This is a genomic window from Campylobacter sp. RM16187 (assembly GCF_025319965.1).
Classification (GTDB): Bacteria; Campylobacterota; Campylobacteria; order Campylobacterales; family Campylobacteraceae; genus Campylobacter_A.
Genome location: NZ_CP012549.1, coordinates 1,047,970 through 1,060,761, shown reverse-complemented (window position 1 = coordinate 1,060,761; position 12,792 = coordinate 1,047,970). Strand labels below are relative to the sequence as shown.

The following is a 12,792-nucleotide window of genomic DNA, read 5'->3' as shown; positions in this document are numbered from 1 at the left end:
CTTTTATAGTCTTTGTAAGTTATTCATTAGCTCATCATAGCTTGTATTTTTTTCTTGTAAAATTTGCGTCAACAGTTTTCCTGAAGCATCTATTCCACCACTTTTTTCTGCATCCAAAAGCCTTTGATATAAAGGTATTATTATTTCAAGTGCTTTAGGATTTGGTTTTCTGCGTACGGAGTAATATCCTATGATGTTGCCTTTTTCATCGATTGATGCGGTAACATTTGCAAAAACCCAATAATAAGATCCGTCAAAACTTCTGTTTTTGACATATGCAAAAATTTCTTGTTTATTTTTAATGTATTCCCATAAAAATTTAAAAATAATTCTTGGCATATCAGGATGTCTTACTATATTATGCGGTTTGCCTATAAGTTCTGAACTTTTAGCGCCAACAATATCTGCAAAAGGCATATTACAATATGTTATTTTTCCTTTTGTATCCGTCTTTGAGACCAAAAAAGCATCACTACTTACTTGTCGCTCTTTTGAACCATTTGATGTGTAACTCATTTTTCCTTCTTTTTAGTTTAATTTTTTACGGCACTAGCCAGATCCCACATAGGCATAAATATACCAAGTGCTAAAAATACTACCATGACAGCTATAAAACCAATTAAAATAGGTTCTATGTATGCTGAAATGTTATCAACAATATCGTTAAATTTTACTTTATAATAATCTGTTACCTTTTCCATCATACCATCAATATTTCCACTTTGCTCTCCTGCACTTATCATCTGTATTAGCATATTTTCATAGAGCTCGGTGTCTCTAAAAGCTTCCGTGAGCGGAACTCCTCTTTGAACCCCTATTTTTACCGTAGATACTTTTTTGTTGATCTCTTGATTTGAAACTGTAAGAGTTGCCGTATCAAGAGCTTCCGCTATAGGAATCCCGGCTCTTACAAGTTCTGTAAATATTAGATTGAATCTATTCATAGTCGAAAAAAAGATAATTTTTCCTATCAAGTAAACTTTGAGCATATATTTATCAAAGCCTGATCTAAAATCATCACTTTTTCTGTACATATACTTTATCGCATATATAGTAGCTATAAAGCCTATTAGAATATATAGACCATAATTGCTTAATGCACTTTCAATTCCAAGCAGTATCCTGGTAGGAAGCGGTAAATTTGCACCAAGCTGCTCAAATATCTCTTTAAATTTAGGAACAACATATATCATCAATATTAAAAAAGCTATCGCTATAGCGCATACTACAATAATAGGGTATCTGATTGCTTTTTTAAATTTTTGTTGATTATCCCAAACTTCTTGTAAAATTTCAGCTAACTTAGCAAGCGATTCTGCCATATTTCCGGTATTTTCTCCAAGTTTTACCATTGCTATAACTACATCTCCAAGCTCTGATCTGAATTTTGAGATAGAATCAGTTAAGCTTTGTCCCTGATTTAGATCATCATTAAGAGTAGAGAATATAAATTTTAGTTTTTTATCATCTGTGGCATTTGCTACTTCTTTAATACTATCATGAATCGAAATTCCGGCATTTGTCATAACACTTAGCTGTCTTATGGCTGCTACTAAATTTGGTACTTTGACCTTAGTGCCTTGGAAGAAATTTTGAATCTTAGAAATAATATCTTGAAATTGCTCTTCAAGAGGTATTGTTTTTGTCTCGCCAATTTTTACTATAGCGCCTGCGTTTTTAAGCTTGGCAGCATTTTTTGCTTCATTTTGGTTGTTTGCTTTAAGTACCATCTTTTGACGACGGCCCTTTGACATATATTCGACTTCAAAATATTTCATACTTTAGCAACCCTTAAAATTTCATCTATTGTAGTTATGCCTTTTGCAGCCCTTATAACCCCATCTTTAAACATGTCTATAAAGCCCTCTTCGTAAGCTACTTTTTTTATCTCTTCTTTTGTGGTTCCGTTTGCTATCATGCTAGCTATAGTGTCGCTAATAGGTAGAATTTCACTTATCATTTCACGTCCCATATATCCTGTTTGTGAGCATTTTTCACAACCTACATGCTTATAAAATTGATAATCTTGCGGTAGATAGCTTTCAAACTGCTCTTGCATCTTTAAAGGAAGAGCAGTTTTTTGTTTACAGTAAGGGCATAGTTTTCTAACAAGTCTTTGAGCCTCTATAGCTACTAATGATCCACTAATTAAATAAGATTCAATACCCATATCCACAATTCTAGTTACAGCACTGATTGCATCGTTTGTGTGTAGAGTAGAAAAAACCAAGTGACCCGTAAGTGCCGCTTGTATAGCTATACGAAGCGTCTCTTGATCTCTAATCTCTCCTATCATTATAACATCCGGGTCTTGTCTTAATATAGATCTAAGAGCCGAAGCAAACGTCAGACCAACCTTTTCATTTACGTGAACCTGCTGTATCATATTTAGTTGATACTCTACAGGATCCTCGACTGTAATGATTTTTGTTTCAATGCTTTTTATATCGTTTAATGCAGCATATAAAGTTGTGGTTTTGCCTGAGCCAGTAGGTCCGGTAACCAATATAATACCATATGGAGCCTTCATTGCCTTATTAAATTTAGCAAAACTTTCAGGATGCATTCCTAAATTTTCAAGACTAATAAGAACCTTCGATTTATCAAGAATACGTAAAACTATACTCTCACCATTTAAAATAGGCAAGGTAGAGATACGAAAATCATACTCTTTGCCTGCTACTTGAGCAGAAAAACGACCATCTTGAGGCTTTCTTCTCTCGGCGATATCCATATTTGAAAGTAACTTCATACGAGAGACCATTGGCGGGAATATGTCTTTATCAAAAATAAATGTCTCCGTAAGCATGCCATCAATTCTGCTTCTAACTATACAGTTATTTTCGGTAGGCTCTATATGTATGTCACTAGCCCTACCTAGAATCGATGTTTTTAAAATAATTTCAATAAGTTTTAATATGCCAGAACTCTCCTCGTTTCCTGCAATCGCAGTACTTGAAAGTTCTTTCCTGATATCTGCAATTATCCCTTTAACACTTTCGCTAAGCTCGATTTTACTTAGATGTTTATCTATTTGGGACGGATCTGACACCACTACTTTTAGAAGCTTTCTACTGAATATATTTTGTAGTTTGTCTTGAGCCTCGATATCAAAAGGGTTCTTAAAAGCTACATAAACTCTTATTTCATCCTCTTTTACCGGAAGTGCTTCATGCTTTTTAAGTTGAAGCAGTGATACTTTTTCTGATAGTCTATAATCTATGTCTATAGTGTCAAGATCGATATAGTCAAGATCAAATTTTTTTGCAGTAAATTTCAAAAACTCAGGCAAGTCTATAATAAATTTCTCAACTATATTGGATAATCTTATTCTTTGAGTTCTATATAACTCTGCCAATATATTCATAATCTTTTGTTCTGATATATCTGCAGATATATCTTTTATAGCTTGTTCAAAATTTACTTTTTCGCTTAATAGTTTCTCTATATCCTGTTTTTGCTGCTCAGATATTATATTGTTTTTAAAGGCAGTAGATAAAAATAAATCATAAATCATATCTGCCACTTTATTCTCCTTTTTGACTTGCTGCAATAAAAATAGATTTTAATATTTATATATTAAGTTTTTTATATCCTACTTATGCTCCTTAATATAAAATTAAATTTATATGGCATTACTCTCAATATGTTTTATTAAATCCTCAATCTCTTTTGAGTTTGTTTTGTCATTGTAAATTCTAAGCACCTTAACTGCATCATATTTTTGACCTAAATTATACTTGGATTTCGCAAAAATTACCCAACTCTCTTCATTGTCACTATCTAGTTCATTAGCTATCAGAGCCCATTTTTCACTATTTTTATAATCTTCTATATCATAGTATTTTTTGGCTATAAGCACAGCTAAATCAGAGCTGTTTGATTTATCAAATTTAGTCTTTAACTCATCTACAGAGATATCTAAATTAGAAGATTGTATTTCAAATTTGAATACTTTTTGGCTCTCTATCGGGCTATCGTTTTTGAGACTCACATTTTCAGCATTTAAATTTATAGTTTCTTCAGTGGGAGCGCTTAGTATAACTTCTTTTCTTATGCCAGTGATTTCACTCGATACTGTCTCTATAGGATTCGTATTGGTATTTTTTAATTCTTTAATCGGTTGTTCTAAATCATTTTTTGCCAAAGATTGTTGCATATCGTTAATATCATTATTTTCAATAGTAGATTCATTGTTTATTATATTATCATTATTTAATGTATTGTTATATGTATTAGGTAGAGTATCTTTGAGTATAGTTTCTGGTGTCTTCATTTGATTTGCATTAGTATTTTTTATCTCATATGTTGAAGAGCTATTTTTGGCAATATTTATAGACATATCTTCAAAATAAAAAAATACAAGCGAGGCTGTAGTTACAGATGCAGCAAGTATAGCAACGAGCATGTATGTTTGATACTTTTTATCTTTGTTGCCTTTACTGTTTTTTCTTTGTTTATCGTAAACTCTCCACTTTCTTTCAAGTTCCAATATCTCTTGTACTTCAAGCATTTATAAGCTCCGATCTGATGGCTGACATCTCTAAAATTTTAGTATTCATTGTATCAGTACTGATAACGGTTGGTTGATTTTCCTCAAAGTATTCATAAAGTTCAAAAAAGTTAAACATCAACTTATTAAGCATTGTAAGACTACCTTTTATTAAGCGACTGATTAACTCAAATTGCTCATCTGTAAATTTTAAAAATTGATAATCAAATTTTTTAGATTGCAATTTGCTCTCTAAATAAACTCTCATATCATTAATATCAATAGAACCTATATCTATACTCTCCCAAATTCTAGCCTGAAAATAATCCTTTGTCAATATATCTCCACTATCTGTTTTGCGGACGGTGAATATAAATCTAAAAAATCCGCTATCAGAAAGCAGTCTAATTTTTTCTATTAAAATTTCAGGGTATAGCTGGGCTTCATCTAAAAATACTGTAAATATTTTTTTATTATTCTCGTCAAATTTTGTATTACAAATTTTAACGAACTGCTCATATGTCTCTACTTTGTCTTTCGGTTCTTCTTTGAATATTGCTTCATAGAGAGAACTCATAAATTCAGATTCATTAAAAAAAGGATAAGAAAAAAATATGATATCATCTCGATCTTTAAGATCTTTTACTATCTTTTTTAATAAAAAAGTTTTTCCGCCGCCAGGTTTTCCATAAAACACTATAAGCTTTACAGGTTTTTCTATAAGATTCATAATCTTTTTATATGCCGCAACAGATTTATCTAAATGTATATACTCGTTTTCATTGCTATCTTCGGCAAATAAATTTTTTATTATTGTGTATCTATTGCTGCTCATATGTTGACCTTGAAAAACCTAAATCCTTAAGAGTTTGTTTTACTGGGGTAGGTGATGATATATCTATAATTCTAGGAGTTATTATAAACACAAGCTCTGTTGTTCTAAGTTGGTCTTTTGTGCTTTTAAATGCATTTCCAACAACTGGAATATCACCCAAGAAAGGTACTTTTGTGTTTTCTTTGCCTTTGGTTTGAGCTATTAGCCCACCAAGAACTATTGTATCTCCGCTATTTACGTGAACTACTGTTGAAAGTTTCTTTTGGATAGTATCCGGAGCTATCTCCCTTATTGTAGTGGTTTGTCTTGTATCGTCCTCGTTGTATTTAAAGCTACTTAATGAAGGATTGATTCTTAGCATAATCTTATTATCGTCAGAAACCTCAGGAAGTAAATTTAGTAAAATTCCTATAAAAACTGAGTATTGTTTGTAAGTTACAGTTGTCTTTCCGCTTAATGCGTTGTTGTTTGTACTCTCTTCTTGGACTCTGTAGTTTATGTTATCTCCAACAGAGATAAGGGCTTGTTGATTATTAAGAGTAGCTATCTTTGGACTTGATACTATCTTTGTCTTTCCATTTACTTCAAGGAAGTTGATTACCCCATCCAGATTGAAAGTAAATCCGGGTATTAGATTTAGATTTTGAGACAATCCCCCTCTTAAATTTCCTTGATCAATATTTCTGCTTGACCAATGTATTGTATTTCCGGGAGTTGTTCCATATGTAAATTTAGGCACTCTAATAGGGTTGCCACTGGAGTCTTTTTCTATCGTTTCTTCCATGCTTATAGGTATAAATCTATTAAAAAGACCCGTCTTAAAACCTATATTAAATTTGCTCCAATCAACTCCCTTTGTGTAACTATTCGATAGATCAACGGATATTATAGATACATCTATAAGTACTTGTTTTTTTAATCTTTTTTGAAGATCATCAATATATTCTGATACTCTTTTTATTTGAGCAGCGGTTCCTGTAACTGTAACAAGTCCCGCGTTAGCATTTATTATAGGATCCGGGGCTACAATACTCTCTGTGGTGTTATTTAATATGGCTTTGATTTCAGAATCAAGTTTTTCCCAAAAATCGAATCTTTCAATACTTCTGATTACGTTATCTAGCTTTCCGCCACCTTTTGTAATATCTGAAACATCGCCGTCATCCTGATCATTTCCTACTTCAATAGGCGCAGAATCTACAGATGCTTTAGTAATAGCAGCACCCTCTCTAATAGATGTTATATAATCAATTTTAAATGTTTTTGTTTGCAGTGCAGAAATTCTTAATATTCCTTTATCAAAGGTATGGTATATATTTTTTTCATGTAACAATATATTGAAAATTTCATTAAGAGTCATATCTTTTATGTTGATTCCCGATATCTCTTCGTTTATTGCATTTTTGGCGAATTGGTCTTTTGTGATAACGCTAAAATGGCATATATCAGAAAGTTGCGTTAAGATTTCTTGTATGGATACCTGTTCGCTTATTTTTAAGTTAAAAATTCTTTTATCGCAACTATCCTTAGCCAAAGCCGGATATGTTGAAAAAAGAATTAAAGCTATTATGGCTATAAATTTATTTAATCTTAATACCAACATTATTTCTTCCTTTTGTAATATTTAGTTCTAAATTTTGATCTTTATTTACTAGCATCACACTTGATGCCTTTATTTTTTTAAGTGTATAATCTCCTACTTTTTCGCCGACTTTATACCATTTATTATTAATTTTTGCTCTATCATTAAATATAGCATGCAGACCAAGAACCTCACTAGAGCTTGCATTATCATCCGATATGGTTTTTTTTGAGTGTTTTTGTATTAAAAAAGGATCTTGTAGCTTATTTATATTAGTTTCATTTAGACCTTTTCTGGGTGTATTTATAGATTCAAACATCTTGTCATACTCTTTAATATCAGAGTTTTTAAGCTCATTTTCTTGAGCAGTAACATTTTGAATTTTTTCTTGTGTTTGTACTATATTTTGCCGCTCTTGAGTTGAGTTGTTTGCAAGAGCTGTCAAACAAGATATAGAAGCGAGTAGTATTATTTTATAAAATTTCATTAATATTTCATCCCCCATACATAAATACCAACAGTTCCTATTAGTTCTTTTTTAGTAGAATTAATATCCATATAATTTACATCTACAACTAAATCGGATTCTTCAATAGAATTTATATAGCCTACAATATCTTTAAAGCTTCCTTCAAGGTCTATTTTTATATCTAATACTTGTTCAATTTTTTTTGGAGTAGGGTTTTTAAACTCGTTTGAAATTTTTGTTATTTTAACACTATTTTTATTAGCTAAAAATGCTAAACTGTCTAAAAATTTAGCCCAGTTTTGTTCGTTGAAAAGAAGATATGATAATTCTTGTAGTTTATTATCAAAATATTGATTTGTAAATTTAGCTGTATCAAGTTCTTTGCTTAAAGAATTTAGCTTATTTTGTTGCTCTTTTATTTTAAAATTTACATCTCCATTTACGGTAACAGAGGCTAAGTAGTTGTTTGTATCGTCTAATTTTCTAGATATTTCTTCATTTTGATTTAATGTTGTTTCATAATACTGCTGGGCGGGATCCCAAGTAAGTAGATATGTTAAAAATGCTATTATAACAAGAGTTCCAAGAAGCATCATAGATACTTCACTATCCTTTTTGCTATCAAAATAAGTGTCTATTTTTACTAAAATACTATCTTTTTTCATTATTTGATCTTTACTGTGACATTGCTTTCGTACATCGGATTTTGCTTATTTGGGTCAAAAATAATCTCTTGCGTTGTTATAGAGTATTTTACCTGCTTGCTTACATTTTCTATAAATTCGGTAAGTTGTTTTTCATTTTGACTAAGTAACATAATAGTCATATTTTTATCCGTATTAACAACTTTTCCAACTTTTATATCTTTTTCGCTAATAAGTTTTGTAAGCTCATAAAGAACTATGCTTTTCATAGGATAGTTTGCTTTTTTATCATAAATTTCAGTTAGCAAACCCTTTCTAAAATCTATCTTTTCATTCTCTTCATCAAAAACTTTTTTTGTATTTTGATATTCATTGGCTAGTCTTGCCAGAGTAGACTCTATTCTTACTCTTTCCGCATGAGCTATATTGTATTCATCTGTCAGTATATTTGTATTTTGTTCTGTTATAAAACCGTATATATACTGATATGATGGGTATAAAAAAGCCAATAAAAAACCTGCTGCTATATACAGCATCAGCTTTCCACTATTTCTTTTAAATAGCGGTGGTGGTCTCAAAAATAGAGAAAAATTAAAATTATCATCATTTATATCTTTATAGTCTTGTGCAAAGACAGACATAAGCGCATGAAATCCACTTACTTGAACCTCTTTTGTGTTTATGGATATTTTTAGATCAAAGGTGTTTACAGGTATGCCTATTTTACTTTCTAAAGAATTGTAAAATTTAGCTATATCAATATCGCTTAATATAAATAAGTTTTGAATTTTTATGCCATAAATTCTGCTTATGCTATTTAAAACATCACTGATATAGTATGAAATTTCATCAAAAATTTGAGATAAAAATTCTTTGTCTATATCATCTTCGGTGTCTTTTAAGATTTTCTCAAATTCTAGCTCATCAACTCTATTTTCACGCAATGCAGAAAATTTATCGTTAATTGTTTTTATTGAGTATCTTAATGGTCTGGATTGTAAATAATCCCCGTTTTTATATACAGATATGAAAGCATCGTCATTTTGCATAACTACAAATGCATCTATGCTTTGGGATGATAAAAGATTTTTTTTGTAAGGGGCTGCAAACATAAGCGGTGCAGCTGCGATATAGTCTATATAGGATACTTTTCTCGCTATAGGAGAAAATATTTGATTTATTATTGCATTTTCTATTACAAAAAGGTTAAAAATTCTATTTTCAGAACCCGTATGTTCAAGTTCATTGTATGTTATTTTATACTCTTTAGACGTATCTAAATCAAATTCCTCATAAGCTTTAATGGTGATGAGATCCGGAATATCTGCATCTTCACTTCCGCCAGGTATCTCTACCGAGCCTATCATTAAGTCTTTATATTTTAAGTAAGATATAAAAAAACTATTTTTATTTACTTTTTCTATATTGCATTCTGAGAATTCGTTGTTTAAAAATATATATGAATTTTGGGTATATGCATCTATAGATACTATACCGCTCCCACTTTTCTTATTTTTATTTTTGTTTGGCATATTGCAATCACTTTAAAATATAAAATAACACTTACCATTTTAATAAAAAACAAATTAAAAATCAATAGTTATTTATTTTGTTTATGATTTTTCCATCCTTGTGCCAGTCTTTTTTAACAATTACTATAAGTTTTAAAAATATTTTTTTATCTGTTAATTTTGATATCATTTTTCGTGAATTTATTCCGATTCTCTTAATTGTTTCGCCATTTTTTCCAATAATCATGGATTTATGTATCTCTTTATCGGTTATTATTGAGGCAAAAATTTCTATAATTTCATTTTTTTCTTTAACTTTATCTATGATCACATCGGTAGAGTAGGGTAGCTCATCACTTAAATTATCATATATCGCCTCAAGTATAAATTCTTTATAAATTTCTTTTTCGTTAGTGGGTGTTAAAAACTCCGGATCGTAAAAGTACTCATGCTCAGGCAAAAGCTTACAAATTTCATCAAGCAGAGGCTTTTTATAAGTCTGTTTTTTTATACTGAAAGGTAGCAAAGCTACAAATTTATCTTGAAATTTAGAATACGTAGATATTTTTTCTAAAATTTTATCATTTGAAACTTCATCAACCTTTGTTAAAACCAAGATATGAGGCACGGCTGGTTTTAAGTTTAAAAATTTCTCATACTCCTGCGTTGAGTCATGAACCGAGGCTAAAAATACAATCACGTCACAATCGCTCATTGATTTTATAGCTTCGTTTATCATTAGTTTGTTTAGCGTTTTATCACTCTCGTGAAGTCCTGGTGTATCGGTAAAGATTATCTGATCTTCTCCGTTCATCACGATACCGCTTATCTTGCGTCTTGTTGCGTTTTGTTTGTGTGATACGATTGTGATTTTTTCATTGAGCAGGCAGTTTAGTAGCGAGCTTTTGCCTGCGTTTGTTCTGCCGATTATGCTTACAAAGCCTGATTTCATAGTATGTATCTTGCTAGATCTTGATCTTTTATTATATCTCCAAGCCTATCTTCCACAAGTGCTTTATCAACTTCTATAGTTTTTCCACTATGTTCGCTAGCTTCAAAGCTTATATCTTCTATAACTCGCTCGATTACCGTATGAAGCCTTCTTGCACCGATATCTTCCATCTTCTCATTTGCATTTTGAGCTATTTTGGCTATCGCTCTTATAGCTTCATCTTGAAATTTAAGCTCGACATTTTCGGTTTTTAAAAGCGCTTCGTACTGTTTTAAAAGCGAATGTTTAGGTTGGGTTAAAATTTGATACAGCGCATTCTCATCAAGGCTGCTTAGTTCAACTCTAAGCGGAAATCTTCCTTGAAGCTCAGGTATCAGATCGCTTGGTTTGCTTATGTGAAACGCACCCGCCGCGATAAAAAGTATATGATCGGTCTTTATAACTCCAAATTTTGTAGTTACGGTCGAGCCTTCAACTATAGGCAAAAGATCTCTTTGAACCCCCTCTTTACTCGGATCTTGCCTGCTTGAATTTCCGGAGCTAACAGCAACCTTATCGATCTCATCGATAAAGATGATACCTTCATTTTCAGCCCTTCTTAAAGCTTCAGACTTGATACTTTCCATATCTAAAATTTTCTCGCTAGCTTCGTTTTTAAGAGCCTCTTTAGCGTCTTTTACTTTCATCTCTTTTTTTACGGTTTTGTTGCTTAGTCCTATTATTTTTACAAAACTCTCTTGCATTTGAGCCATATCAGGAGGCATGTTTGTGCCAGCATCAAAGCTGCTTTGGGTGATTTCTATCTCGATATTTAGATCATCAAGATCGCCGTTTTTAAGTCTTGCTGCCATCTTCTCATAGCTTCTTTGATAATCAGCCTTTTTCTCCTCACTTGCTCCGGTTGGAAGTGGCGGAAGAAGCTTTTTGATTATTTTATCCTCGACGTATTCATCGATTTTATCTTGGTTTTTCTCTCTAAATTCGGTTTTTACGAGACTTATCGCAGCCGCAACCAGATCTCTTACCATAGACTCTACATCGCGTCCTACGAAGCCAACTTCAGTATATTTGCTAGCTTCTACTTTTATGAAAGGCAGTCCCATCATCTTTGAAAGGCGGCGGGCGATCTCGGTTTTTCCAACGCCTGTTGAGCCTATCATAAGTATATTTTTAGGCACTATATCATCTTGCATTGATTTTTCAAGTTTCATTCTGCGATATCTGTTGCGAAGGGCGATTGCGATGATTTTCTTGGCATCTTTTTGGCCGATTACATAATCATCTAAAAATTTCACTATCTCTTTTGGGGTTAAATTCATTCTTTATTCTCTTCTAAAACGTAGGTTTTTATATTTGTATTTGTGTATATGCATAGCTCTCCGGCTATTTTTAGGCTCTCGGTTACTAAAAGCTCTTCGTCTATGTCGCTAAATTTATCAAGCGCTCTAGCTGCTGCAAGTGCGAAATTTCCGCCGCTTCCTATGGCTGCTATCTTGCCGTCTTCAGGTTCTACCACGTCGCCTGTTCCGCTTAGTAAGAAAATTTTATCGCGATTTAGTACTAGCATCATAGCTTCAAGCTTGCGCAGATACTTATCTTTGCGCCACTCTTTACTAAATTCTATCACGGCTTTTAGCAGATCGCCTTTGGCGTGTTCTAAATTATTTTCAAACATATCAAATAGATTAAACGCATCGGCAGTGCTTCCGGCAAAGCCTGCTAAAACTTTGCCGTTATGAATTTTGCGAATTTTAACGGCATTTGCTTTAAGCACCGTATTGCCAAAGCTTACTTGCCCGTCACCGCCGATTACAGATTTGTTTTTGCCTTTATAGGCGAGGATGGTTGTTGCGTGAAACACTACTCGCCCTCGACTTCTAGCTTAAGCTTTGCATGGATGCCGTGTCCTAGCTTTACGTCCACGTCAAAAATACCTGTTGATTTGATATGTCCGTCGGTATCAAAGCTTTTTTTATCTATTGCAAGGTTGTGTTTTTGCTCTAAAGCGTGAGCGATCTCATCTTTGGTAACTGCGCCAAACAGCGAGCCGTTAGCGCCAAGAGGTTTTTTGATAACCAGCTTTATGTTTTCAAGTTGTTCTTTTAGAGTTTCTAAATTTGCAAGCTCATACTTTAGCTCTTCAGCCTTTCTTTTTTGAGCCGCTTCATATTGGCGAAGTACGTCAGGAGTTGCTGCTTTTGCCAAGCCTCTGCCGATTAGGAAGTTGTTTCCGTAGCCGTCTTTTACCTCTTTTATCTCTCCTGCTTTTCCAAGAGATTTTACGTCTTTTATTAATAATACTTTCAT

General features: G+C 32.5%; 13 protein-coding genes. All 13 read right to left on the bottom strand.

Going from position 1 to position 12,792, the window contains the following annotated elements:
* Positions 1–3: 3 nt before the first annotated feature.
* Positions 4–516 (bottom strand): PAS domain-containing protein, encoded by a 513-nt coding sequence (locus CDOMF_RS05770; protein WP_170000800.1) that lies wholly within the window; start codon positions 514–516, stop codon positions 4–6.
* A gap of 17 nt (positions 517–533) precedes the next feature.
* A complete protein-coding gene (locus tag CDOMF_RS05765) occupies positions 534–1,778 on the bottom strand; it encodes a type II secretion system F family protein (RefSeq protein WP_170020074.1) in 1,245 nt (414 codons plus the stop codon).
* Positions 1,775–3,517 (bottom strand): GspE/PulE family protein, encoded by a 1,743-nt coding sequence (locus tag CDOMF_RS05760; protein WP_260953139.1) that lies wholly within the window; start codon positions 3,515–3,517, stop codon positions 1,775–1,777. Before CDOMF_RS05760 ends, CDOMF_RS05765 begins: the two co-directional genes overlap by 4 nt.
* Positions 3,518–3,625: 108 nt before the next feature.
* On the bottom strand, positions 3,626–4,513 hold the full coding sequence (locus CDOMF_RS05755; RefSeq protein ID WP_260951118.1) for a transformation system protein: 888 nt from the start codon (positions 4,511–4,513) through the stop codon (positions 3,626–3,628).
* Positions 4,506–5,327 carry an ATP-binding protein gene (locus tag CDOMF_RS05750; RefSeq protein WP_260951117.1) on the bottom strand — a complete coding sequence of 274 codons (822 nt, stop codon included), beginning with the start codon at positions 5,325–5,327 and terminating at the stop codon, positions 4,506–4,508. Before CDOMF_RS05750 ends, CDOMF_RS05755 begins: the two co-directional genes overlap by 8 nt.
* Positions 5,314–6,930 carry a pilus (MSHA type) biogenesis protein MshL gene (gene mshL, locus CDOMF_RS05745; protein WP_260951116.1) on the bottom strand — a complete coding sequence of 539 codons (1,617 nt, stop codon included), beginning with the start codon at positions 6,928–6,930 and terminating at the stop codon, positions 5,314–5,316. Before mshL ends, CDOMF_RS05750 begins: the two co-directional genes overlap by 14 nt.
* On the bottom strand, positions 6,908–7,414 hold the full coding sequence (locus CDOMF_RS05740) for a hypothetical protein (RefSeq protein WP_260951115.1): 507 nt from the start codon (positions 7,412–7,414) through the stop codon (positions 6,908–6,910). The genes mshL and CDOMF_RS05740 overlap by 23 nt, the downstream gene beginning before the upstream one ends.
* Positions 7,396–8,043, bottom strand: coding sequence for a type 4a pilus biogenesis protein PilO (gene pilO / locus CDOMF_RS05735; protein WP_169974530.1), 648 nt, complete (start codon positions 8,041–8,043; stop codon positions 7,396–7,398). Before pilO ends, CDOMF_RS05740 begins: the two co-directional genes overlap by 19 nt.
* Positions 8,043–9,554, bottom strand: coding sequence for a hypothetical protein (locus CDOMF_RS05730; RefSeq protein WP_169974532.1), 1,512 nt, complete (start codon positions 9,552–9,554; stop codon positions 8,043–8,045). Before CDOMF_RS05730 ends, pilO begins: the two co-directional genes overlap by 1 nt.
* Positions 9,555–9,615: 61 nt before the next feature.
* Positions 9,616–10,485: a GTPase Era gene (era, locus tag CDOMF_RS05725; protein WP_260951114.1), complete on the bottom strand. Its 870-nt coding sequence runs from the start codon at positions 10,483–10,485 to the stop codon at positions 9,616–9,618.
* Positions 10,482–11,804 (bottom strand): HslU--HslV peptidase ATPase subunit, encoded by a 1,323-nt coding sequence (hslU, locus tag CDOMF_RS05720; protein ID WP_260951113.1) that lies wholly within the window; start codon positions 11,802–11,804, stop codon positions 10,482–10,484. The genes era and hslU overlap by 4 nt, the downstream gene beginning before the upstream one ends.
* Positions 11,801–12,346, bottom strand: a complete 546-nt coding sequence (gene hslV, locus CDOMF_RS05715) for an ATP-dependent protease subunit HslV (RefSeq protein WP_260951112.1) — start codon at positions 12,344–12,346, stop codon at positions 11,801–11,803. Before hslV ends, hslU begins: the two co-directional genes overlap by 4 nt.
* A complete protein-coding gene (gene rplI, locus CDOMF_RS05710) occupies positions 12,346–12,792 on the bottom strand; it encodes a 50S ribosomal protein L9 (RefSeq protein WP_260951111.1) in 447 nt (148 codons plus the stop codon). The genes hslV and rplI overlap by 1 nt, the downstream gene beginning before the upstream one ends.

What these genes read in the sequence shown, in the direction of transcription:
- CDOMF_RS05770 (WP_170000800.1), bottom strand. Translation starts at nt 516, where the DNA reads ATGAGTTACACATCAAATGGTTCAAAAGAGCGACAAGTAAGTAGTGAT.
- CDOMF_RS05765 (WP_170020074.1), bottom strand. Translation starts at nt 1,778, where the DNA reads ATGAAATATTTTGAAGTCGAATATATGTCAAAGGGCCGTCGTCAAAAG.
- CDOMF_RS05760 (WP_260953139.1), bottom strand. Translation starts at nt 3,517, where the DNA reads ATGATTTATGATTTATTTTTATCTACTGCCTTTAAAAACAATATAATA.
- CDOMF_RS05755 (WP_260951118.1), bottom strand. Translation starts at nt 4,513, where the DNA reads ATGCTTGAAGTACAAGAGATATTGGAACTTGAAAGAAAGTGGAGAGTT.
- CDOMF_RS05750 (WP_260951117.1), bottom strand. Translation starts at nt 5,327, where the DNA reads ATGAGCAGCAATAGATACACAATAATAAAAAATTTATTTGCCGAAGAT.
- mshL (WP_260951116.1), bottom strand. Translation starts at nt 6,930, where the DNA reads ATGTTGGTATTAAGATTAAATAAATTTATAGCCATAATAGCTTTAATT.
- CDOMF_RS05740 (WP_260951115.1), bottom strand. Translation starts at nt 7,414, where the DNA reads ATGGGGGATGAAATATTAATGAAATTTTATAAAATAATACTACTCGCT.
- pilO (WP_169974530.1), bottom strand. Translation starts at nt 8,043, where the DNA reads ATGAAAAAAGATAGTATTTTAGTAAAAATAGACACTTATTTTGATAGC.
- CDOMF_RS05730 (WP_169974532.1), bottom strand. Translation starts at nt 9,554, where the DNA reads ATGCCAAACAAAAATAAAAATAAGAAAAGTGGGAGCGGTATAGTATCT.
- era (WP_260951114.1), bottom strand. Translation starts at nt 10,485, where the DNA reads ATGAAATCAGGCTTTGTAAGCATAATCGGCAGAACAAACGCAGGCAAA.
- hslU (WP_260951113.1), bottom strand. Translation starts at nt 11,804, where the DNA reads ATGAATTTAACCCCAAAAGAGATAGTGAAATTTTTAGATGATTATGTA.
- rplI (WP_260951111.1), bottom strand. Translation starts at nt 12,792, where the DNA reads ATGAAAGTATTATTAATAAAAGACGTAAAATCTCTTGGAAAAGCAGGA.